This is a genomic window from Streptomyces sp. NPDC047081 (genome assembly GCF_040643775.1).
In the GTDB taxonomy this organism is placed as follows: Bacteria; Actinomycetota; Actinomycetes; order Streptomycetales; family Streptomycetaceae; genus Streptomyces.
This window is the reverse complement of record NZ_JBEYUY010000001.1, coordinates 1-23155: the sequence shown is the minus strand read 5'-3', so window position 1 is coordinate 23155 and position 23155 is coordinate 1. Positions and strand designations below refer to the sequence as shown.

Below are 23155 nucleotides of genomic sequence, written 5' to 3'. Positions count from 1 at the left end.
CTGAGGGGCGACCGTGTTCCGTCGCGCTACGGCGTGATGGCCAACGTGAGGGCCACGGCAGCGTGTCAGTCAGTTCCCGGCCGCCGCCGAGCTGGATGCACGAGCTGCCGCCCAGCTGGCCCACGTAGATTGACGGCGTCGCAACGAGGGACAAGGGGAAGGCGCATGACGCAGTCGCTGGAGATCAAGCCCATCGGCATCGTGGTGGGAGGGCGCACCGAAGCCACCGACGACCACTGGAGCGGGAGCGCGATCATCCGACTGAGCCGTGACTTCCCCCTCGAGGTGGTACGGGGCCTTGAGGAGTTCTCCCACCTGCTGGTCGTCTGGCACTTCCACGAGGCGTCTCCCAGTGATGTCGCCCTGCATGCACGCAGCCCTCGTAACAACCCGCGGTGGCCAGCCACCGGCACGTTCGTCCACCGAAACCATCGTCGCCCGAACCAGCTCGCGCAGTCCTTCCCACGCCTCCTTAAGGTCGTCGGCCTGGACCTGCACGTCACCGACCTCGACGCTATCGACGGCACCCCCGTCTACGACCTGGGGCCATACTTCGCGGAAATGGGTCCCCGTGGCGAAGTCCGGGAGCCGAAGTGGCCAGCGGAGATGCTTTCGGACTACTGGGGTGAGGCGCAAAACTGAGCCAGGGCGCACTTCAGCGCCGGAACGTGCCACCTTCAGCACCCTTTCGTGCAACCCCTTGGCGGGCCCCGCGGTCCGCGAGACGGCCTGCAGATGGCAGGGGCAAGACGAGCCAGTGCCGCGCATTGATCACGGTCGGCCTCCAAGTTGCTCAGCGGAGGAGCGGAGCGCATCTTCGAGATCCTCAAAGCGGTCCAGGAGTCGGCGGATGCTGGTCTGCCGCTCGTGCCAGTGCCGCTGCAAGTCCGCTTCCGCTTCCGCAGGCAGGCCGTAATCGGATGTGACCGCGCCGTAGAAGCTGAACAGCATGTAGAGCAGCGCAACACGTACGCACGCCACGACGTCGGCCAACGGCAGAGTGGGGTTCTCCGATCGGTAGGCCTGAATCATCACCAGAGCGCAGTCAGCCCACTGGTCGCTGGTGGCGACCGTACGGGGATCGAAGGCAGCGCGTCCCAGCTCCCAGGCCGGAATCGCCCTCGCTCCGCGGAAGTCGATGACGCCGGTGACGACATCGGCGAGGACGAGCATGTTGGTGCGGGTGAAGTCGGCGTGCACGGCCTGCTCCACGAACTCCTCGGGAAGCCCAGCTCGCAGACCGTCCACGTGTGCGCGCAAGTCATCGCACCTCTGGTTCAGTTCATGGCTCAGAAGCACCACGTCCGGGTGTTGCTGCCGCTTAGCGGCCGCCAGCACGGCGCCGGCTTTGACCATGGCGTCTTCGACCGAACCGGTTCGCCACCGTGTGTGCTGCCGGAGCCGGGGCAGCGGATAGGCGGCCAGAGCTCGGTGCATACGTCCCAGCACCATGCCGATGTGCTCCGCACGCGCCACGCCCATCGCCGAGGTGGTCACCCGGCCGGGATGTTCGTCGACCACGGCCCAGGCACTCCCTTCGGCCAAGGCAACCAGATTGCCGTGGCGGTCGGGCCAGACACGTGGCACGGGAAGATCGGCCGCCCGGCAGAACTCAGACATGTCCCACGCCGATCTAGCCGCGTCCAAGTCAGCTGTCGGTTCGTACTCCTTCACGAACAATCTGCGACCATCGGTAGTCAGGACCCGCCGGTTGATGGTGTCCGTGCCCATCGGCACACGCTCCACCGCCTCGGCGGTAACCCCGTACTGCTCTGCCAATACGTCGGCCGCCAGTTCATCCCAGTCTGCATCGTCCATGCCCCTCACCGGCTTCCGTGTGAGGAGGGGCAGCGAGCGGTGGTCATCGCGTCGGGGATACTCGGCTTGGGCAGACGTTGTACTTGGCGTGGAGATGCCACAGCATGGTGCACGTCTCGTCGATTTCGCGCCGATACGGCCTGTGTCCGAGATGGCGTTCGCCAAGCCACCGGCACCCGTCCGAGCCTTCGCTCTGCCGCGCGGCAGAGCGTCCTTCGCCAGCCGATGAAGGGTCGGCGACGATGCGGAAACTGTTGGTCACCGACGTCGCCAAAGCGGCGGACCGTTTCGGGCATGTCGGTCACTGTGGCACATCCTCCCGTTCATGGAACCTACCCGTGACACCCAGCGTGATCACCGGAACACACATGGCGCTTCCCTACGGGTGTGCAGCTTGCTAGCCGCCACTGACGATGCGGACCGGGTGATCTCTCTGCAAGACGATCACCGTCACGTTGCGAGTGGTCTGCGGGTCACGCGTTCTTGCTGGCTGGGAACCAAGGGTCTGACGGAAAGCCCGCGTTGGCACATCCCCCTGGTGATATCACTGAGGTGATTGCGCCCACGAAGATCACTGACCATGATCTCGGTGCCCTGATGGGAGGTGGCAGTGGCACACGAGGACGATCGCCGATGCACCCGTTGCGGCAACCTCCTGAGCCGGTACAACACTGACGAGCGATGCGCCGCGTGCACCCGAGCTGCGGGCAACGAGGTCACCGCGGCGTTGAGCGTTCCGGATCACGTATGGCAGAACCCGACGGTGACTGCTGCTCTGGCCGATTGGGACTTCGGCACTGCATTCCGCCTGATACGCCAGCTTGGGTCACTCCGCCAGGAAGACATGTCGGCAATCACCGGCCTGAGTCAGTCGTTTCTGTCCATGCTCGAATCCGGGACGCGGCGACTGGTCAACATCGACAAGATCATCCCCGTCCTTGAGCGACTGGGTGTCTCTCCGCATGTGGCACCACGTCCCGTCCAGGACTCTGCCGCCCAGCATCATCTGCGGGCTTCCGGCACACAATCCACGCTGTTACCCACCCCTGAGTGGGAGAGCCCTCTCGACATCGCGAAGAGACTGAACGCCACCACCTCGTCAAATACCGATCCGGCGACCGTCGCGGTCCTGGAACAAGGCGTGGCGGACCTCGTCGCCCGCTATGAGGCCGAAGGGCCGCACCGCCTCGCCCCCGAAGTCGTCGATCTACGAAAGTTCATCCAGGATCGGCTGGAGGGTCGGCAGCCACCTCGCCAGCGCGAAGCCCTGTTCCGGCTGGCAGCTCAAGCCTCAGGCCTGCTCGGCTACATGGCCGTCAATGCCGGCCGTGAAGCCGTGGCGGAGGCGTACTGCAAGGAAGCAGAGGAACTGGCGAAGGAGATCGCAGACCGTGAGCTGATCATGTGGATCCAAGGCACGCGATCCCTGAACGCCTACTACGCGGGCCACTACGACCAGGCCGTCCAGTGGGCAGAAACAGGCCTCCAGGCCGACCCAAAGCATCCGCAAGCCATCCGACTCCAGTCAAATGGACGCGCGCGGGCCCTGGGTAAGTTCGGCGACCGCTCCGGCGCGGAACGCGCGATCGCCGCCGCTGAAGAACTGAGCAGCCAGCATCTTGTTCCTGTGGGGCTGACCTCGTGTATCTCCTTCGAGCCGTACGGCATGGCTCGCACATTGGCCAACGCCGCGACGGTCCATGTCTCGCTCGCCAACGCCCCACGGGTTCTCGCTTACGCCGATCAGATCGACGAACTCGTCGAGCAATCCGACTCCGCCTGGAGCCAGGCCCTGGTCCGCCTGGACGTCGCCACCGCTCTCCTGGCCGGCCCACGCCCCGACGTCGAGCACGCGATGGTTCTCGGCCGCCAGGTCCTCGAAGCCGGTGGTGGTCCGCCCATCCGCTCCGTGGTCCAACGCGCCAGTGAACTCTACGCCGGAGCCAGCAGATGGCAGGAACTGCCGGCCGTACGGGAGTACGACGACGCCCTGCGCTCATGGCAATCCGCCCCGCAAACGAGGGACCTGGCGAAGTCTGCCAAACTGACACGCCCGATGGAGCAGACGAGAAGGGCCGCGGATGCAGCTCACAGCCGACCCGGGCGCATTTCCTCCCACTCCACCACCCAGCACAACTGACGCGACCGTGATCGCGGAGCACGACTGGGCCGCCTTCGATGCCGTCGAGGAGATGAAGGACCACTGGGACCGGCCCGGCTGGACGTCCTCGACCCGCGCCTATTACTGGATGCTCACCTTCCCAGACGCGACCCCGCTCATCGACCACGCAGGCCATTGCCAGAAGGAGCTGCGCCACCTCGCCTTCGACGACATTCATGCGGACGGCCTGCACCTGACCCTTGGACGTATCGGCCGCGTCGACGAGATCGACTCCGGACATCTGGACCGCCTGGTCGCCAAGGCGCATGAACGCAGACCAGAGAGTTTCACCCTCCAGGCGGTGCCGCTCACTGCATCCCGCGGCGCGATCCGCTACAGCGTTGCCCCCTGGAACCCCGTCCTTCATCTGCATGAGGCCCTATTCGCAGCCGGCGCCGGGTCGGGGATTCCGCAGCGCAAGCCGACATCGCTTCTTCGCCCGCACCTGGGCATCGCCTACTGCAACCGCCCCGTATCCGCCGACATCGTGCGCAACGCCATACGGCCCCTCCGGGAACTCGGTGCGGTGGATGTAGCGGTGCAGAACGTTCGGCTGGTCGAACTGCGTCGTGAAGGGCAGGCCTACCGCTGGCAGGTCATCCACTCGCTGGAATTCCGCTGAGATCAGGCATCCCTTCGCTTCCGTGCGTACAGGAGACGGGTCTGGTTATGCGGACTCGTGTGGGTGCTGGAGGACCGGCGTCCTCCAGCACCCACACGAGCCATAGCAGGGGAACGAGAAACGAGGTCCGGTCGCCCGTGGGACCAGTCCGAGCGAGCATCGGCTCATTGGACCAAGTGGTGGGCTATGGATCTGCCCGCAATCACGCCTGCGGCCCTGTCACGACGTTCGTACGCCGCCGATCTTGGTGTGTGTCATCGAGTGGCCCTCTCTGACGCGGGGCTGAGCGGTGCGGCGTTCCGTGGATGGTGTGGGTTGAGGAACCACTTACGGGCGGAAACGAGCCACCAGGTTCCCGCGAAGGCGAGAACCACGCCGACGGCGAGGGGCGCGTAGTTGAACGTCTCGACAGTCACAGGGCGGGACGGGGGCAGCATGAACAGGACTGTGATCAGAGCCACCCACATCACCGCGATCACGCCGACGGGCTTGGACCAGCGGCCCAGGTGCCAGGGACCCCGTCGGAAGTCTTCTCCTTGGCGAAGGCGCAGGAGGGTTGGGACGACGTAGGCGATGTAGAGACCGATCGTCGCGATGGAGGTGACGGCGGCGTACGCGGTGGTGTTGAACAGGTAGGGCAAGCCGAGGACGAACGCAGCACCGGCAGCTAGCCAGACGGCACTGGTCGGGGTGCGGGTTCCCGGGTGCAGCTTGTGCCACACGGTCGAGAACGGCAGCGCGCCGTCGCGGGAGAAGGCGTAGATCATGCGGGAGTTCGCGGTCACGGAGGCCATGCCGCAGAAGAGCTGAGCACCGATGACGATAAGAAGCATCAGCTTGCCGGTGCTCGCGCCCAGTGCGTCCATGAAGATCTGCGCCGGCGGCACACCCGTCTGTGATTCCAGAGCACCGGTGTAGGACTGGATGGCGAAAGTCAAGCCGAAGAGGAGGACGAGCCCGGCGGCCCAGGAGACGAGGATGGATCGGACGATACCCTTCGGCCCCTCCACGGAGGCGTTCTTCGTTTCCTCAGTCATGTGGGCGGACGCGTCGTAGCCGGTGAAGGTGTACTGGGCCATGAGCAAGCCAATGAGGGCGACGTAGACCGTGGAGCCCCAGCCGGTGTTGTTGACGAACTCGGTGAACACAAACCCGGGCGACTGGTGCTTGGCGGGAACGGCCAACAGCGCGCCGACGATCACCACGACGCCGATCAGATGCCACCACACGGAGACGGTGTTGAAGAAGCCCACGACGCGTACCCGGAAGGTGTTCACGACGGCGTGCAGCAGGAGGATGAGACCGAAGAGAGTGATGGTGTGACCGGGGGTCGCGGCGTACCCGAACTGAAGGTTCAGGTACGCGTTGAGGAACGATGCGGCGCCGAAGTCGATGCCTGCGGTGACGGCGACCTGGCCGAGGGTGTTGAACCAGCCAGTGAACCAGGCCCAGGCCGGGGCTGACTTGCGCGGGGCGAGTTTGTGGGCCCAGAAGTAGAGCCCGGCGGAGGTCGGGTAGGAGGAGCAGACCTCGGCCATGGCCAGGCCGACGAGGAGCGTCATGAGACCGACGAGCACCCAGCCCCACATGATCAGCGCAGGACCGCCGGTATTCATGCCGAACCCGTACATGGTCAGGCAGCCGGACAGGATGCTGATGATCGTGAACGAGACGGCGAAGTTCTGGCGCCCCGACATGGAACGGTCCAGAGTCTGTCTGATCCCGAGCTCTGCGAGGCGCTCCTCTTCCGATGGCGTGACGCTCGGTATGTCCAATGGCATGGCGATGCCCTTCTCTGTCAGCAGTAACTGGACGGGGATGAGACGGTTTGTGGCCCACGGGTCACGCGAGGGCGTTACGGCGCGGACGCCTTGACCGCCCAGGTGCGGTGGCGGGTGAAGAGCGTCTGCGCGTCTCCGCAGTAGCTCCAGGGGACATCGGTGGCGTACGGGCCGATCGCGTCGAAGACCTCCGCGGCTTCCCTGTGCTGATTCGCAAAGCACAAGGCGTGGGCCAAGTAGTTGGCGTCCTCGTGGAAGGCGGCATGCGGTCGGCCAGGAGCCCGGTACGCCCACCAGTTCTCCCACGCCTGCCGCGTCGACGGATTGTCCGTCCACGGGTGGACCGTCAGTCCATAGCGGTGACCCTCCTGCTCCATCCGCAGGCGGTGGGACTCGGCGAGAGCGGCCAAAGGAAGGGTGTGGAGCGGGAGACCGCGAGGGGCGAGCGCGCATCGCTCCTGCGCCCAGTGGAACATCTCGCCTCCTACGCCATGCCAGGAGGGGAACATGTAGGTGAGGAGCTCGTGGTGCGCCTCCCGATTCCACGGATCGCGCTGCATCACCTGCCCCCACACGTGCCGCAAAGTCGCGCGCCACTCGCGGTCACGGTGAGGCGAGTGAAACCGTATTAACGCGAGCATGACAATGTGCGGGGATGGGTCGCTGGGCATTGCTTCAGCAGCGTCGACACAAACCCCCCAAGCCTGCTCCATCAGCTCACTGCGGCCCTGCCCCCGACCGTTTGCCATCGACCGCAGGGCCAACACGTGGGCCAAAAGCGCAAGAGCATGCGGAGACCGCGGCTCGGCCTGCTCCCAAGTATCGGCAAACGTCAGCCGCACCCCGACACGGGCAAGCACCTGAAGACGGAAGATACGCCGATCCCAGTCCGTCCCCGTCGAAGCCAGCAGCTCTCGGGCACCCTCCCAGCGGCCCATCGCCGCATCCTCAACCACTACCTGCAGTCGCGTATCGTCACGGGCTGGATGCCTGTCCAGAGTCGATGCTCGACGCTTCACGACTGCCCCCGTCTCGGACCGCCCCGCTTATGCAGGCACAGATTCTGCGGCCCCACGCACAGGGCGCTTCCCCGCATGACCTGGTGACGCTCACCGTGCGTCGTGGCCGGCATGGCTCGCATGTACGGCAGGGGTACAGCGACGGCGGCCGTACCCTCGGTCAGGCTCTGGGACACAGCTGGTATCGGTGTCATCAACGGTCCATGGGTTACGTCCAGTGATTGGAAAGGCCGTCAGGGCCCAGGGAGAGGGAGGGGGCCAGAGCCTCGTCTGCGCCCCGACGGCCGGTCTAGAAGCTGATCTTTCCGATCAGCTGAACCGCGCCCTGAACGCCGTTCCTGATGCTCGGTGCCGCGGAGCTTCCGGCCAGGAAGAAGCCGAACAGGACACAGATGACGGCGTGTGCCACGTTCAGGCCAGCCTTCTTTACGAGGAGGAAGACAATGACGCCGAGGAGTACGACAGCGGAGAGGCTAACGACCAAGGTTCACCCCCGAGGAGACCGTGCCGCCGTCGAAGAGAGGCCAGCGTGCCGAATTCCGCGACCGAACCAGCAGCAGGGACTGAGCGAGCCGTACGTGTAAGGCCGAGGACACCTTGGACTCCGGTAGACGGATTCAGGGACAACTACGCGCCCGCAGGACAAAGGGTGTGCACGAGAATGATCCGCTTCCGGACGGGTTCGTCGACGCTGTTCACTGCGGGAGTCCCAGAGTGACGGGAAAGCGCCCGATGCACACATTCCCCGGGTGATATCACCGGAGTGATTGAAGGCTTACCAGGGAAAGTTGAGGTGGCAGGTGCGTGCTCAACGGGCGATGAAGACGTGCTTGCGCGGTCGCCACGACGCTAACGAACAGTGCTGCTGCCAACTGAGCCGGTAGAACTTAAGAACACATTGCTCGGCCTGCCTCTTGGCCCCGGGCCGCGCACCAAACTCTGGATCTCGCCGAGCAGCTCCAGCCAGCCCGTCTGAACGAGCACACAGAGCCGATGCTCAGCGATCTCCAAGCGGTGGCGAATGATACGTACGCTCGGGGACTACTGGACCGTACCGCCGTGACGGGAGCGAAGACGTGAACGTGACCGATGCCCAGCAGACCCTCATCCTGTGGGACATCGACCGCACGCTGCTCTACGTCGGAGATATCGACCGCCAGGTGTACCGCGAGACGTTTGCCGAAGTCGTCGGCCGCCCGGCCAAACGTCTGCCGGCGCGCGGCACCGGCGTCACCATGCCCCTCGCCGTCCGATCCCTGCTCCTGGACAACGGCGTGGCCGAAGAGGCGGTCGCGGATCTACTGCCGCGTATGGTGGAGCTGCTGCCCGAGCGGCTCGCAGCCCACGCGGACGACCTCCGCCGCGATGGTCACCTCATGCCCGGAGCCGTTGTCGCGCTGGAAGCAGTGCGCGCTCACGGGAACTGGGTGCCTACGGCCGTCACCGGCAATCTCAAGCCAAACGCGCTTCTGAAGCTCTCGGCCTTCAAGCTCGATACCTACCTTGAAACCGAGATCGGAGCGTACGCGTCCGACGACGACCATCGCCCCGCCCTCGTCGGCATCGCGCAGAAGCGCGCCCAGGCCAAATACGGGACGGTCTTCACTCACGACAACACCGTGATCATTGGAGACTCCCTTGAGGACGTCCGCACCGGCCTTGAGGGCGGCGCTTCGGTAATCGGTGTGACCTCGGGCAAGACCACGGGAGCCGAACTTGTTGCCGCAGGGGCCGACATCGTCCTCGACAGCCTTGAAGATTTCTCCAAACTTCAAGCGTCCATTGAGAGAGTGACGGTTCGACGCGATTAGAGAGGTGGCTGCCAGCCTCCCTGTCCTTGACGACTCCTAGCCCAAGTTAGCCCATAACGGCCGGGTGATTCCGGCGCCCCAGGCATCCAGTACAGCAAGGCATCCACTGAGCCTCTCGAAGCCGGACAGAGTGTCCGGCCCGCGCTTGACCCGGGCGCGGATGCTGAGCCCGGCTCCACCTACCCGAATCACTCCCTGATCCCGGGATCTGGTCGGCCGCTACTGTGAATTGCAGACGGAGAGTCGGGGAGGCAGCCCACATGCGGGGTCTTGGAGATCACCTCAGCATAGGAGAGCGGATCGCGTACTACCGCGAGCGCCGGGGCTACACGCAGCCCGTGCTCGCAGGACTCGTTGGGCGTAGCACCGACTGGCTGTCGAAGATCGAACGAGGTGTGCGGAAAGCTCCGAGGGTCGACAAGCTCGCCGAGCTCGCCCGCGTGCTACGCGTCCCTCTCGGTGACCTCATGGGGCAGCCACTCCTCATGGAGGACGATCAGAAGCACATGGACGACGTACCCGCTGTTCGTGATGCGTTGATGAGCCCTCGCCGTCTCTCGAAGCTGCTGTTCGGGCCGACGGCACAGCGGGAATTGCCCAGGCCGGAGCAAGCCCAGATGCTTGTGGAACGCAGCTGGGGTGACTACCAAGCAGGCGTTCTCGGGGAGGTCATCGCTGCGCTCCCCGGTCTGCTCCAGACCGCCCAGGAACTCGAAGACCTTCCCCACGGCGATCAACGGCGGCGCGGCCTCGCGGTCTCCGCCCGTACGCACCACCTGGCGGCAACCACCCTCGCCAAGATCGGTGAGTCGGACCTGTCGTGGCTCGCGGCCGAACGTGCTATGCGGGCTGCCGACGAGTCCGAGGATCCGCTGTCACTCGCCTCTGCCGCGCGATCCGGTACTCATGCGCTCCTGGCCAACGGGCGTTACGAAGACGCCCTCGAATTGGGCGACACCGCGGCGGCCTGGCTTGTGCGTCAGGTCGACGAGGATGAGCCCGCCGCCCTGAGCCTGCTCGGGATGATTCACCTGCGCGCGGCGGTGGCCGCGGCGCGTCACCAGGACAGGTCCACGGCCAGCTCTTTGCTTGAGCGTGCGACAAGGCTGGCTGAGCGGCTCGGTTCCAACGAGAACTACTGGCAGACCTGCTTCGGCCCGACGAACGTCGAACTACATCGCGTCTCCATCGAGCTGGACCTGGAGAACATCCCCTACGTCATCGACAACGGCCACATCGACGTCGACCACATGCCGCCGGAACGCGCGGTGTCCCACCGCATCGACTACGCCCGCGCCCTGTGCCTCAGCGGACGCGTCGACGACGCCTTCAGCGAGCTGCGAGAGGCTGAGCACGCGTCGCCGCAGCTCGTGCGGAACAACCCACGGGTACGAGAGACTCTTCGTGATCTGAGGAAGCAGTCCCCGGTTACTGGCGGCAGACACTCGTCCGGGCTGCTGGCCATGGCCCAACGGTGCAGGGCGGTGCAATGAGGTTGATGCAGGGCAAGGTGCTGGGCGTCGTGGGGTCGGGCGCCGGCGGCGTCGAGGAGCTGCGTACGGGAATCGTTGTTCCCGCCCTCGAACGCGGCTGGACTGTCGCGGTCACGCTCACGCCGACAGCAGGTGAGTGGCTCCGTTCCAGCGGAGAGGCCGCCAGGCTTGAGGAGCTGACGGGCCTGCCCGTTCGCACTGAATCGCGTCTTCCCGGCGACTCCCGCCCACATCCCCCAGTGGACTGCTACGTCGTTGCCCCCGCGAGCGCCAACATCGTCGCCAAGCTCGCATTGGGCATCTCGGACAACCAGGCGTTGACACAGGTCAATGAGGCTATCGGGACACGTGACCTCCCGGTTGTGGTCTGGCCACGGGTGAACGCAGCGCACGCTCGCCACCCCGCTTGGGATGGCCACATCAAGGCCTTGCGCGATGCGGGGGTTCGGTTGATCTACGGGGACGAGGTGTGGCCACTCGTTGAGCCGCGGGCTGGGATGCCGGGTCGTCGGTACCCGTGGGAAGCCGTGCTGGATGAGGCTGGAAGGGCGGATGCCTGACCCGCGAGTAATGGCCTTGATGGCAAAAGGAATCGGACCTGGACAGTCTGTCCGGGTCCTTCGCTTTGACTGGAGCCAGTCTTGAGGACATCGCCCGTCCAACGAGCGACTGCGCTGGTGAGCGCAACGCACGGCCATGAGCGGGAACGGTCACATGCTGGCCAGCTCACTGCGGTCGTAGCGGTGCGCCATCGGTGTCAGTTCACCAAGGAGTGGATGTCCGTGTCGGGACTGCGCACCGCTGAGGGAACCGTGACTGCCGTGCACAGGCGTCGCTGTACAGAGTGTGGGTGCCAACTGAGCAGGTATAACAACGAGGACTGCTGCAGCGCCTGTCTCCGCGGGCTGCGGGCAGATGTCCCAGCCCCCCTCTGTGTACCCGAGTACGTCTGGAATATGCCAGAAGTCCGGTCAGCCCTGAAGGGGCGAGATTTCGGGAGGCTCTGCACACTGGTACGAAGCTTAGGAAGGCTGCGGCAGGATGACATAGCTCAGCTGACGGGCCTGAGCCAGGCGTTCCTGTCGATGCTCGAGTCCGGGGATCGCAAGCTGACCAACATCGACAAGATAGTCATGCTCCTCGACGGTCTGGATGTACCAGTCGAGATCACAGGCCCCATGCTTCGCAATTCAACCGAGGTCTCACCACTCCGTCGCGTGCAGCATGCGCCGTCCCATCTCCAGCCTGCCCAGGGTCCCGATGCGCCTTGCTTGTGCCCGCCCGAACGGGCTGTCAAGGAGGGCCATATCACTGGAGTGATGTCCTTATAGTGGAACTCGCCCATACGCTTGCGTGTCAGACGACGGGGGGATCGCTGTCCGTTCGTGCTCGCGCGGCGTCGCGGATTGCCCATGCCTTGGAACGGCGACGATGACAGCTCCACTGTCTGATTCGGCGGATCTGCGGGCGCCGCAACCTGTCGACGTCGGGTCGATGAGGTCGCTAGAAGCCGTCTTGACGCAAGATAGACCGACTCTTAGGAAGTTCGCATGTCTGAACTCAGCAGCGCGGCAGAGATGCTTGGCGCTCTCTCTGTATCCAGCCGGCTGACTCTGCTCGCGGCTGTAGCCGAGCGGCAGAGTAGAGGCGATGACTGTTCCCTGAGTGCTGTCGCGGCTGCGGTCGGCCGAGATCCGAAGTCAATGGTGAAGGACGCTGTGCGGCTCAAGGAAGTCGGACTGGTGTCCATCGAGGGGCACATCCTTGCGGCGGACCTCTCAGTGCTCAGCGTGGCTGCTGACGCGATCGACGCAACCTTGCCAGTGACTGGATTGCTTACTGAGGACCCCGATCTCGAACGGTTCTTCAAGCACGGGAGACTCGTAAAGCTTCCGGAGAATCCCGACTTCCGGTGGCGTGTTGCACAGCTCCTTGCTCGACTCCTGCCCGCGGACCGGCATTTGTCGGAGTCCGAAGTGAACGACTTGCTGGGCCAAGTGCACTCGGACTATGCAGCATTGCGGCGGCTCCTTGTCGATCTGAAGCTGGTTACTCGAGCGGCAAGCAGCGACTATCAGCGAGTCACGTGAATCCAAAGCGGGTTTGAGGGCGGCATGGAGAGCCGATCATTTTGAACCTGCGTTAGGCCCTTAATACGGCGATGTGCGCGTCTGCTGAACTGATACAGACGCGCACATCGCCGTATGCGTGTATCTCTGTTGCTCCTTGACCCATGAGGCAGGGAGTGATGGGGCTGTCACCACGTCATGCGCTGGCCCAGGAAGCTGCTGTGTCAACTTCTAGCGCGATGCGTTCGGCAGCATGTTTGATCCCATCTGGATCACCTACCGAGAGCGTCCAAGAGAAGTGACCAATCATGATCCGGAGTACGGCGAGGTGCCTCAGCGTCGTCAGGCGCCCGGGATCGAACTTGCTCCGCCGTTCGTAACCAGAGACCAGCTCGCGTGCTTGAGTCAGGGGAGAGTCAAAGAAGCAATCCCACCAGCCAACATCCATCTCTGGTGGACCGCTCTTTGCTGCCTCCCAGTCGATGACGGCGGCAATGCTCCCGCTCTCCACAATGACGTTGTCAGGGCTGAAATCGCCATGCAGCAGTCTAGGAGAACAGTCATCGAGCATAGCCCGATGGGCGTGCATTAGAGCCATTGCCCTGTCCAGGATCCGATCAGAGGTCGGCTCAATGCGCCGGGCGTCGTCGAGCTTTGCCTGCAGACCGTCAATAAACCAGTTGCCGAACTTGCTGTCGGTTCCATGAAGGCTGGCGTCCACGGAGCCGAACCCCGTGGTGCTCAACTGGTGGATCCTGGCCAGGACCTCGCCTGCTTGTCGCACCGCGTTACCGGCGCCCTCCGGCCCGATTCGCTTGGCATGCTCCCTGAGCGTCTCGCCCGCCACTCTGTCCTGCACCATGATCGAGACTGGCCCGGCCACGGTGTCCTCGCTGCCGACGTATCTGATCGCTGGCACGGGGACGCCGGCATCGCGGCACCGCTCAACGAGGGAGGCCTCGATGTCGAATCGTGCACGTTGAGGAGCCGAGAAACGCACCACAACAGCAGCACCACGTGCGTCAGTGCACTCGTAGACGCGATGGCTGCGCCCCTTCAGTCTCCGGGTACCGGCGAGTTCGGCATCGTGGAAGCGAGGCCACACCTTGCTGATTACAGCGGCATCAAGTGACCTCTCGTCCTCGGGCTGGGCAGGTGGCTGGTTCATGCGCTTCCTTCTTCCGCAGGGACATCGGGCCCGGAGGGGACGCGTTCGGCATCCCGCCAGAGAACGTTCCCACTGGCTGCACTGGTGGTCGACGCGTATTGAGCCAAGTAGGCGCGCCTGGGGGAGCTGGTGTCGTTCGTCGAGCTTGAGTGGAACAGGGTGCTGCTGAAGCAGATCACGCTGCCCCTTGGGATCTCGATTGCAACCCCCGGCAGACTTCCGAAGTACCCGACCAGGTCGCCATTGAGGGGGTCCGGCGTGTGTGTGACTCGGGTTCGGATGCCGAGTTCTGAGAAGGGGATGACCCGGAGGGGACCGTTGTCGGCAGTGATGTCGTCCAACGCGACCCAGCAGGACAGGTACGGGACGTGATCCAGGGGCACGTAGCCCGAATCCTGATGCCACGAAAAGTAGCCGAGCGACTGAGGGTTCCCATCGTTCTCGAAGCGGGCACCCGCTCCATCGGAGCCCTTGGCACCCATCTTTACCGAGAACTGTTCCCATACCAGATAGGCCTCAGGCCCGATCAGTTGAGCGCAGATCCCCTGGAGTAGGTCGCTGAACAGGAACTCGCGGAGCCGCGGCTGTGCGTTCCGGCAGCCACCGGGTGTGTACTGCAATCCTCGCCTGCTACCGCCCAGGACGTCCACACCTTTGGCGCCCATTTCACTATGCACTTTGCGAACGGCCTGCTCACATTCCTCGTCGAGCAGGTTCATCAACCTTTGAGGAACGATGGCGGGCAGCACGCAATAGCCCTCCTCTTGGAACTGCACCAGCTGGGCTTCAGTTACGCGTGCGCCAGTGGGTGCCTTAACGGTCCCATCCGGGGAGATCTCATTCATGTAGCCAGTCTCCTAACGGTTACGAAAGGGTCGGTGAAACTGTCGGTTGAGGCCGCCGCACTGGCAATCCCGTCGAGCAGGTCGAGATGGCGGAACAGTCGCTCCGATCCATACGGCTCGACCCACTGTGGAGCAGACCGTGCGTAATAGGCCAGTCGCCCGAGGGAACGGGCAGTGAGATAGAGAAGCAGATCAGAACTTCGCAGGGTGTAGTGCGGAATGAGACTCTTGTATCCGATTTCGAGCCCATGGATGAACGCTATGAAGGATTGCTCGTCCATAACTTCGAACGCCCAGTTCTGGATGCTGGCAATGTCGTATCCGCTATCGCCCACGGATAGCTGGTCATCGATGAACGAAGCGATCCTGGCATCTGCTGGTGCGCTGGTGTCCAGAATGATGTTTCCACCGTGCAGATCCGTATGGATCAAGCAGCCCGTTGTTTCACCGGCGGCGTGGTGGCGTGTGGTCTTGAAACGGTTGGTGAATGCGCCGGCCAGTGAACGGGCCTGTCGCAGCTGCCGGTCATCCAACGCCGTGATCTTGCTGGCGTCCGATACTCGGCGTGCCAGGGCCTCTTGTCTGGCGAGTGTGGCGTCTCGCCAGACATTCTCTTGATAAACGGATTCGGCGTCTTCCTTGCGTCGAGCTCTGATCCAACGCTGGGACGTGCTATGCAGCACTGCGAGGGACACCCCCGCGGCCTGTCCCATCGCGTGGACAAGTTCGGAGTCCTGGCCAGGGGTGAGCAGTCGGATGATATTGGTGAGATCTGACCCTGGGACGTAGGAGTTGACGAAGGCCCACGCAGTAGAGCCTTCGAATATGCACGGGCCGGATTTGATCTCGACGGGAAACGGCACCGGCAAGCTAACCTTGCCGGCTAATTCCTCGATGAGCTCCCGACGGAGCGCAGCTGCCTTTTGAAGCGGCGGCACCTCTGCACCCTTGACGAGAATTATCTTGACCTGCTGTCCTGTAGATGCCAGCAACCCAAGATAGGAGGATCGTCCGATAGGCGTGAGGGCGTTCAGGTCTATTCCTAGCGCGGTTTCCATCCTATTTTCACCTCCATTACTTGGAGTGCCGTTGGTTTACTCGCCGCGAGGCGGTAGCGGTCTTACGGCAGCGCGTCGTTGATCAGTGGTGAGGGTGCGGAACTCGTGAAAGATCCGCTCGTTCTGTTCCGTGGCGGCGTAGTAGTCAGGACGCCCGCTGATGGGATGCCATAGATGAATAAGTGGGTAATTCATCGTGATGGTGCTGTCTCTGAACGAGATCCCATTGCGGTCGCCTGTATAGGGATGGAAGGCCTGTACCGTGTGCCAGAAGATGAGATCCTCGTATCCCCAGCCAGGAAGTTCTGGCACCCCGCCGGCTTGGCGGAATGCGGCATCGGAGCAGAGATAGGCGGCACTGGCACGGGGCCCTCCGCTGATCCGGCAGAGCCGGGCAGCGAGAGTCCCCTTCGCGACCCACCGGTAGGGCGCGTACGAGCGGTCATCCGCTCCCCACAACCGGACCTGGTCGGCCTCGATGATCTCTTGTCGGAGACTAGCCGGGAGCGAGCTGACGAGGGACTCCAACTCGTCATTGTTCAGGGCGACCTCGTCATACGCATCAGAGGCGGCCTGCTCCGCCCCCTGACTGGCACGCCGATGTGCGACGCACCGCTGAAGGACGTCGAAGACCTGCCCCGGCTCCACCACGGAGCAGCGCACCGCCTCGCTCATCATCCGCGAGAGATGCACTTCTCCCCAGTAGGGATAGACGAACGGACAGTCCAGTCGCAGCATCAGCTGTACCGCGCGGTCAAGGACGTCCGGGGCAACGAGGAAGTCAGCCTGGTGGAAGTACACCAGATCAGCCGGATGTTGCCGGCTGAGGAAGCCCGCGTTCATCGCCCGCCCAGGTGAGAACTCCTCATCCGATCTGGTGAAGACGTAGTCCGCCTTCAGGCTGCGAGCCAGGTCCTGTTGAGTGGCCCTCGGCCCCAACTCGGCCAAGATCACACGGCAGTTCTTGTACTTAAGATTGTTCTGCAGGCTTGCCAATACCTGTTGGAGATTCTCCTGACGCTCAGGCTGACCGGGTGAGTGCCCATACGGGACGATGACATCCACCCGCGGTGACTTCTGCACTCAGCAGCCCCCTCGACTGGTGCGATCGTCCACTGCGGTTGGTACCTGATCGCGCAGGACGGAAGCATCCGGTGTCGCTCCGTGGAGATAGGGGTGGTCGTGCCCACCCACTTTGAGCTGTGCCACGTTGACGCTGACCACCTCGAAGAACGCAGCAAGGTTCTCGTCGAAGCACGCCCGGTACAGCTGACAGGCGCTCCCATTGTGGCTCTGGCCAAGCAGTATCTGGAACATGGCCTCGACGGAGCTTGCGGCGCCGGCCCGCCAGGCGGCCCATCCTGTAGTCAGGGAGAGAGGCTGGTTGTGCGCCTGCCACTCCAGATGCACCGCGGCTTCCTCAAGGTCCGCCTTCCGGTGACCGTGAGCCTTGAGTACTGCGGCGAACAGCCCCTCATCCCCCATCGAGTCACGGTATGCACGGTAGGCAGCCACCGCGGTCGCATCACCTCGCTGCCCGTAGCAGAGCCATGCGAAGGGGCGATCAGAGTGTTCAGTTGCGCCTGTGTGCCGGCGCGCCAGGAAGTGATTGATCGCAGCAGCGGGGCTGTCCTGCTTCGACCAGGAGTTGACGTTCCACTGCCAGTCCGCACAGCTGTTGATGATCTCATTCATTCATGCCACCCACCTCTGATGTCCCCCTGCCTCGGGGAGAGGGCATCAACTCGGTCAAGCCTGAACTGCGAACGAACGCCGAGAACGCCTTCATATCCCGAAAAGTTCTAGTCGCGAGCGAGAAAACTGCCCAAGTCCCCGCCATGGGGCTGATCGTGAGCACAGGGACCCCCATGCGGTAGGCCTCGTACATCTCGACCGATGTCCCCATGCTGGGTTCGGGGAGCCAAGCGACGAGAACGTCGCACCGTCCCGCCTCCGTCACGTAGCGGAGGAACATCTCCCTCTGGAGGTCTCGCGACCACTCCAACCGGCCGAGGTTCTCCTCGTGGGGATCCACGAACTGAGCCTCCGGATAGGAGGCCGATACAGCATCACGGATCTCCTTGCGGTAGCCCTGGTGATGTATACCGTCATCAGTACGAGCACCCTGGATGATGCCTGCTAGGAATACACGCATGGCTCAGATCCCCTTCCGCCGCAGTAGAGCTTCGATGGCTTCGACGCAGTCATCAAGCCCATTCCGGCCGAGCCGCTCGATGAATGCATGGGCGTCACTGACCAACTGAGGCCATGAGTCGCTGTCGTTCAGCATCGCTTCGAGTTGCCTGCCCCACGACCGACGGAGTTCCGGGTCGACTTCAAACCTAGTCAACTGCTGCAGGAAGCGCGCTGAGCGATCCCGCAACGGGAGTCGCATCAGGTCCAGCCCGGGCAGGTGATCTCTCAGGTGGATACTGGCGGCAGCAACCCCCTGCCTTCGGTACTCGTCGAGTTGAACGTACTGGCTGCTATTGGAAGGGGGCAGGAACAGTGTGGGAATGTCGGCAGACCACGCCTCCAAGGGAGCTTCGAGCCCCGGCACAGTGAGGAAGGCACAGGAAGACGCGAGTCGCGTCAGAAATTCCTCATGCCCGAGACAATCGAATGAGTATGGGCTGTCAGGCCACTGTCGACTGCATTCAGACACAAACCGTTCGCCGCCAGTGATGGTGACTGAGCTGAATCTATTCAGGTCTACATGTGAATGCAGAACTTCAACCACTACAAGGGGGTAATTGGTGTCCTTGCCCAACTCGTACCATCCTGCTGCTTCCCCGCCGCCAAAGTTGACGAGCAGGTCAACGGCGTTTGGAGGCGTATCCGGGCGAGGTATCGACTCGACGATCGGCCCCACGACGACGTGATTGCGACTGTTGTGCTGATGAGACGGGTGTCCTGCCGGCTCTGAACCAATGCTCCGTTGTGTGATCCGCAGGTCGAGATCTGAGACCCAGTTCGGTAGCTCATCCCACCACCAGGAGAGAGGATCGAGCCAGACGACGGGGACGCCCAGTCTCTTGGCCTCTTCGGCGCTTGATCGATCTACGCAGGAGACGAGGAGGTCGAAGCCGCGAAGAGAATTCTGGCAGTACCGGCCGAAGCTCTCCCCGTCGGTGTCTCGCTCCACCAATTCCTCCCAAAACCCGGAACGCCGAGCGAGCTGGAAGGCCGTGCCATACCCAACGAATGTGAGCTGATGCCCCTGCTGTGAAAGCCTCTCCGCAACAGTGATGAGCTTGCCGGCGGGACCGAAGGCGAAGTTCTCGGCGGTGGCAATGATGCGCGCCATCAGTGAGACCTCGGTGAGCTGACCCGATAGACGGTATAAGTCTCGTAGGGAAGGGGCAGGCGGGCGATGGCCGACGCGCTGAGGCCGCACTCCTCGCTGTAGGCGATGACGTCGAGGATCCCCATGCCCTGATGAGCATCGGTGGCGATCAGGTACGCCCGCCCTCGGTCGGTCAGGTAGTCACCGACCTGCTCAAGGAACCTCTTGGAGTGGATGAGCTCGGGATCAAAGATCGCTGCTTCGATCGCATTGGCCGGGGTTCCAGGCAGTAGCGGGGGGTTCGCGATGACGACGTCATACCGCTCGGTCACTGGATCAAAGAGATCGCCTACCAGGGCAGTAACCCTGTCAGACACCTGCTGGCTCTCGGCGTTGGCCATGGCGCAGCGGACTGCCTCGGGGGAGCTGTCGACACAAAGCACCTTGGCGGCAGTATGTGCGGTTAGCAACCCTTGGTAGCCGGACCCACTGAAGACATCGAGGACAGTCTCCCCGGGGTCAACCCGAACATGTTTCGCGAGGAACGCGCTGGTCTTGGTGTACGCAGGGCAGAACACTCCAGGGAAGATGGTCAGGTTCAGAGAGTCGATGGCGACTTCGAAGGGAGTCTCGTGCGCCAGGTGCCGGTCCACCAGGCGACGTGCCGGCTCGAGGTTGATGACTGTCGATGAGTTCATCATGGTGTCCTTGCCTCAGCTCTCTTTTGCGGCGGTATATTCGAGGATTGCCTTCGCCAGGGAATCAGCGACAATTGCATGCCACGTAGCAGTTGGGTGTTCGTCGAATCGGTAGAACATCGCACCGCTGTCGCTACGCCTGAGATTCGCCTCGTGGTTCATGTCTATACAGGGAACTCCGCTACACGCCAGGAGTCCTGCCAGCATCTGTCCAGCGGCCTGGTCCTGCTTCCGGTCAGGGAGGGGAGGCACCACCACCATGAACTGCCGCCCCGTCGCAGTGACCAGTTCATGCATTGCCCTGATAAGGAGAGTGGTTATTCGCCACTCTGTCCGCTCGACGACTCCCGGCAGAAGCGGCGAGTCGACTGTGGCTCCTTCACGCCCGACAAGTCCAACATGCCGGAGCCCCTGATTATCCAGGTCAAACACAGGGTGGCTGGGCCCGTGTGGGTTTACCCACGAATTCAGGACGATCCACTCCAGCCGGCGCCAAGCTCGCATGAGTTGGTCAGGTACCCAAACGTACGCAACGACGCCGTCGCTCTCCACGGCCTGCTTCAGGTCCACTCGATGAAGTAGCTGAAGATAGGCCTGTGCAGGCCCATAGCCCATGCACGCATAATTGTGGACGGGTACGCTCTGGTCTCTAAACAGTCGAGCAGCAAAAGTCTCGTCGTCGTTGACTCCGTGCCCAAATGCCCAAGAGCAGCCCAGGATCGCAACCTTCGATGATTTTCCGGAGTATCCTGTCTCACGCCTGCCGGAGCCATCGATCTTGTATCGTGCGCGAAACTCAAACGACGGATGGACGGCCTGAGTACCCTCCACGTGCGACCAGCCAAGCAGGGAGTCCGGCTGGAACATACCGAGGTGCGGCTTCCTAAGGCGAGTGTAGGGGATCCCGTGCAGGGCCTCATTCAAGATTCTTGAGCGCACCAGAGGAGTGCGGGGCGCTATGAGCGAGAGCGCCTGATAGTACATATCGAGAGGTCTCATGCTCCGCCACTCAATCCAAGTCTGCGACAGGGGAGATGGTGATGTCGACGGCAGACTGCTTCCGACGGTCCAGAAGGTTGTCTCCGATGCACAGATAGTCAATCTCTGTGCGAAGAAACGTCTTCATGGCATCTTCGGGAGTGCAGACAATGGGTTCGCCTCTGACGTTGAACGATGTGTTCACTAGCACCGGAGTTCCTGTTATGGAGCCGAATGCACGAAGTAGATCCCAGAACAGTGGATGGGTGGCACGGTCGACTGTCTGAAGGCGCGCCGAGTGATCGACATGTGTGATGGCCGGCAGAACGCTGCGGACCTGCCTGACACGCTCCTCTGGTCTGAGACCGCCATCCTTATGGGTCACCGGTACCCGAAGGTCCTTCCTGACTGGCGCTACGAACAGCATGTAGGGCGAGCCGTTTGGAGCCTCGAAGTAGTCCTTCGCATCCTCAACAGGTACGGCAGGCGCGAACGGTCGGAACGATTCCCGATTCTTCACCGCCAAATTGAGATGCCGCTGGAGACCAGGTGATCTTGGATCCCCGAGAATGGACCGGCTGCCGAGCGCCCTAGGTCCAAACTCCTGCCTTCCCTGGAACCATGCGACGATCTTCCCTTCGGCAAGCAGTTCGGCTGCAGTGCGGGCCAGTTCCTCGTGTTCGACCTGGTTGTACTGGGCGTCAATGCTGTCGAGGTAGCTACGGATGGTCGTGTTGTCGAACGATGGGCCGAGGAGCGAACCCCGCATGGCGTCCCTCCCCTCAGGCCGACGTGGGTTCGACAGCCGCTGGTGCCAAACGTACGAAGCAGCCCCGAGAGATCCGCCGGCATCGCTTGCCGCTGGCTGAACCCAGATCCCTTCGAAGCCGCTCTCGGCCTGAATCTTGCTGTTCGCAACGCAGTTGAGCGCGCCACCGCCAGCCAGGCACAGGTTCCTTGCCCCTGTGATCGATCGTGCGTGGCGCGTGATTCGAACGACCGCCTTCTCGAAGGTGGCCTGCGCCGACGCTGCAACATCGGCATAGAACTCGTCGAGGTCGGTCTCTTCAGAGCGGCGGGGACGGCCCATCAGTTCTTCGAGTCGATCCGCCGACAGCCGCTGGGAGGAGGGGATGAGAAAGTCGAAGTAGTCCATATTCAGCCGGAACGAGCCGTCCTGCGAGATTCGGATGATCCGGTCTTCGATCAGGGAGCTGTAGCGCGGCGTGCCGTAGGGGGCGAGGCCCATGAGCTTGTACTCACCGCTGTTTACACGGAATCCGCAATAGTGAGTGAAGGCTGAGTAGAACAGCCCCAGAGAGTGGGGGAACGTCTGCCGCCTTAGGGGGGTGAGGCTGTGATCCCGGCCAAGACTGATCGATGTCGTCGTGTACTCGCCGACGCCATCAACGGTCACGACCGCGGCCTCATCGAAAGGACTCGGGAAGAACGCAGAGGCTGCATGAGACAGATGATGTTCTACCGCGAGCACACGCCCACGGCGCCGGCCCGGAGGGAACATCGCTCCGACATCACGCCTGCTGCTGACGTTGAGCTGCGCCCAGAGCTCCGTTCCGCGAATCGGCTCCTGCTGTCCGGCTGCTGCGGCTGACGCCAACACCCTACGCATCTTGAGCAAGGGCAACTCGTAGTAGGCGAACCAGTCGACATCTGACCAGTCGATGCCAGCAGACTGCAGACACCACTGCGCAGCTTGTGCAGGGAAGGACTGGTCATGCTTTCGCCGAGTGAAGGCCTCTTCCTGGGCAGCTGCGACGATTTCGCCATCGCGGATCAGGCAGGCGGCGCTGTCGTGGAAGTACGCAGATACTCCGAGGACGTTCATGGCCCTACTCATGCCAGCGGGTAACTGGTTGTCGAGATACGGCCCTGAGCTACATCGCGGATTGGTCTGCGGGCAAACGGAACAGTCTCAATCTGTCGCGCCGCGGTCCAAGTCTCCCAGGCGGGCTCACAGGACCACTCCACAGACAGAGGAGAAATCGGTTCTCTGTCGAGATGGCGGTGTGCCTCAATGGCCGCGGTCCACTTCGCTACAAGCCGTTGGATCGCCCCGACTGCCTTCTGCATGAGCCCACCCTTGTGACGACGACGGGATTCCTATGAGCTGTCACCGATCGAATGCCAAGCGTGACCCATGGGCGAAGGTCGAGCACATCACCGCTGTGATATGTCCATGTGCTGCGCCACGGCTGCCGCTCGTCGCGGCGCCCTGTCTGGCTGATCCGCGCCCAGGGCCCCGGCAAAGTCGTTCTGTAGGCCTGTGACGTGGTGTTTTGCAGGTGGAAGAGGCGCGCGGGCGTGTTCCGGTCCGGTTGGATGGAGGT

The 23155-nt window shown here is 63.0% G+C and carries 21 protein-coding genes; 7 read left to right on the top strand and 14 right to left on the bottom strand.

Features of this window, described 5'->3' with window-relative positions:
* The first annotated feature begins 165 nt into the window (after nucleotides 1-165).
* The gene (locus tag ABZ848_RS00105; RefSeq protein ID WP_360822671.1) at nucleotides 166-642 is read left to right on the top strand and encodes a TrmO family methyltransferase; all 477 of its coding nucleotides are present in this window, start codon (nucleotides 166-168) and stop codon (nucleotides 640-642) included.
* Between the two features lie 129 nt (nucleotides 643-771).
* Here ABZ848_RS00105 and ABZ848_RS00100 read toward each other — a convergent pair whose 3' ends face one another.
* Nucleotides 772-1818 (bottom strand): phosphotransferase, encoded by a 1047-nt coding sequence (locus ABZ848_RS00100; protein WP_360822668.1) that lies wholly within the window; start codon nucleotides 1816-1818, stop codon nucleotides 772-774.
* Nucleotides 1819-2428: 610 nt separating this feature from the next.
* On the opposite strand from ABZ848_RS00100, the gene ABZ848_RS00095 reads away from it, so the two are divergent.
* Both ABZ848_RS00095 and ABZ848_RS00090 read left to right on the top strand, forming a co-directional pair.
* Nucleotides 2429-3958 (top strand): helix-turn-helix transcriptional regulator, encoded by a 1530-nt coding sequence (locus ABZ848_RS00095; protein WP_360822665.1) that lies wholly within the window; start codon nucleotides 2429-2431, stop codon nucleotides 3956-3958.
* 7 nt (nucleotides 3959-3965) lie between these two features.
* Nucleotides 3966-4601, top strand: coding sequence for a 2'-5' RNA ligase family protein (locus ABZ848_RS00090; RefSeq protein ID WP_360822662.1), 636 nt, complete (start codon nucleotides 3966-3968; stop codon nucleotides 4599-4601).
* A gap of 254 nt (nucleotides 4602-4855) precedes the next feature.
* Here ABZ848_RS00090 and ABZ848_RS00085 read toward each other — a convergent pair whose 3' ends face one another.
* The 3 genes from ABZ848_RS00085 to ABZ848_RS00075 all read right to left on the bottom strand — a co-directional run bounded on the left by ABZ848_RS00085 (nucleotide 4856) and on the right by ABZ848_RS00075 (nucleotide 7885).
* The gene (locus ABZ848_RS00085) at nucleotides 4856-6382 is read right to left on the bottom strand and encodes an amino acid permease (protein ID WP_360822659.1); all 1527 of its coding nucleotides are present in this window, start codon (nucleotides 6380-6382) and stop codon (nucleotides 4856-4858) included.
* A gap of 74 nt (nucleotides 6383-6456) precedes the next feature.
* Nucleotides 6457-6942 (bottom strand): hypothetical protein, encoded by a 486-nt coding sequence (locus ABZ848_RS00080; RefSeq protein WP_360822656.1) that lies wholly within the window; start codon nucleotides 6940-6942, stop codon nucleotides 6457-6459.
* Between the two features lie 748 nt (nucleotides 6943-7690).
* Complete coding sequence (locus tag ABZ848_RS00075) at nucleotides 7691-7885, bottom strand: hypothetical protein (protein WP_360822654.1); 195 nt, start codon at nucleotides 7883-7885, stop codon at nucleotides 7691-7693.
* Between the two features lie 598 nt (nucleotides 7886-8483).
* Between ABZ848_RS00075 and ABZ848_RS00070 the strand changes: the two genes are divergently transcribed.
* From ABZ848_RS00070 to ABZ848_RS00055, 4 genes are all read left to right on the top strand, one after another.
* On the top strand, nucleotides 8484-9212 hold the full coding sequence (locus ABZ848_RS00070; protein WP_360824281.1) for an HAD hydrolase-like protein: 729 nt from the start codon (nucleotides 8484-8486) through the stop codon (nucleotides 9210-9212).
* A gap of 260 nt (nucleotides 9213-9472) precedes the next feature.
* Complete coding sequence (locus ABZ848_RS00065; RefSeq protein WP_360822651.1) at nucleotides 9473-10705, top strand: helix-turn-helix transcriptional regulator; 1233 nt, start codon at nucleotides 9473-9475, stop codon at nucleotides 10703-10705.
* A gap of 5 nt (nucleotides 10706-10710) precedes the next feature.
* Nucleotides 10711-11265: a flavoprotein gene (locus ABZ848_RS00060; protein ID WP_360822648.1), complete on the top strand. Its 555-nt coding sequence runs from the start codon at nucleotides 10711-10713 to the stop codon at nucleotides 11263-11265.
* 990 nt (nucleotides 11266-12255) lie between these two features.
* Nucleotides 12256-12795, top strand: a complete 540-nt coding sequence (locus tag ABZ848_RS00055; RefSeq protein ID WP_360822645.1) for a DUF2087 domain-containing protein — start codon at nucleotides 12256-12258, stop codon at nucleotides 12793-12795.
* 175 nt (nucleotides 12796-12970) lie between these two features.
* Here the strand turns inward: ABZ848_RS00055 and ABZ848_RS00050 are convergent, their stop codons facing one another.
* From ABZ848_RS00050 to ABZ848_RS00005, 10 genes are read right to left on the bottom strand one after another with little or no spacing between them, the layout of a single operon-like run.
* Entirely contained in the window at nucleotides 12971-13942 is a 972-nt protein-coding gene (locus ABZ848_RS00050; protein ID WP_360822642.1) for a phosphotransferase, read from the bottom strand.
* Nucleotides 13939-14787 (bottom strand): phytanoyl-CoA dioxygenase family protein, encoded by an 849-nt coding sequence (locus tag ABZ848_RS00045; protein WP_360822639.1) that lies wholly within the window; start codon nucleotides 14785-14787, stop codon nucleotides 13939-13941. Before ABZ848_RS00045 ends, ABZ848_RS00050 begins: the two co-directional genes overlap by 4 nt.
* Nucleotides 14784-15845, bottom strand: coding sequence for an aminoglycoside phosphotransferase family protein (locus tag ABZ848_RS00040; protein WP_360822637.1), 1062 nt, complete (start codon nucleotides 15843-15845; stop codon nucleotides 14784-14786). The genes ABZ848_RS00045 and ABZ848_RS00040 overlap by 4 nt, the downstream gene beginning before the upstream one ends.
* Before the next feature lie 36 nt (nucleotides 15846-15881).
* The gene (locus ABZ848_RS00035) at nucleotides 15882-16910 is read right to left on the bottom strand and encodes a hypothetical protein (protein ID WP_360822634.1); all 1029 of its coding nucleotides are present in this window, start codon (nucleotides 16908-16910) and stop codon (nucleotides 15882-15884) included.
* Nucleotides 16911-16928: 18 nt separating this feature from the next.
* Nucleotides 16929-17540 (bottom strand): hypothetical protein, encoded by a 612-nt coding sequence (locus ABZ848_RS00030; protein WP_360822631.1) that lies wholly within the window; start codon nucleotides 17538-17540, stop codon nucleotides 16929-16931.
* Entirely contained in the window at nucleotides 17533-18000 is a 468-nt protein-coding gene (locus ABZ848_RS00025) for a hypothetical protein (RefSeq protein ID WP_360822628.1), read from the bottom strand. Before ABZ848_RS00025 ends, ABZ848_RS00030 begins: the two co-directional genes overlap by 8 nt.
* Nucleotides 18001-18003: 3 nt before the next feature.
* Nucleotides 18004-19152, bottom strand: coding sequence for a hypothetical protein (locus tag ABZ848_RS00020; protein ID WP_360822625.1), 1149 nt, complete (start codon nucleotides 19150-19152; stop codon nucleotides 18004-18006).
* Nucleotides 19152-19832: a methyltransferase gene (locus ABZ848_RS00015; RefSeq protein WP_360822622.1), complete on the bottom strand. Its 681-nt coding sequence runs from the start codon at nucleotides 19830-19832 to the stop codon at nucleotides 19152-19154. The genes ABZ848_RS00020 and ABZ848_RS00015 overlap by 1 nt, the downstream gene beginning before the upstream one ends.
* Nucleotides 19833-19844: 12 nt before the next feature.
* Nucleotides 19845-20828, bottom strand: a complete 984-nt coding sequence (locus tag ABZ848_RS00010; protein WP_360822619.1) for a hypothetical protein — start codon at nucleotides 20826-20828, stop codon at nucleotides 19845-19847.
* Between the two features lie 10 nt (nucleotides 20829-20838).
* A complete protein-coding gene (locus ABZ848_RS00005; protein ID WP_360822616.1) occupies nucleotides 20839-22653 on the bottom strand; it encodes a carbamoyltransferase in 1815 nt (604 codons plus the stop codon).
* Between the last annotated feature and the right edge of the window lie 502 nt (nucleotides 22654-23155).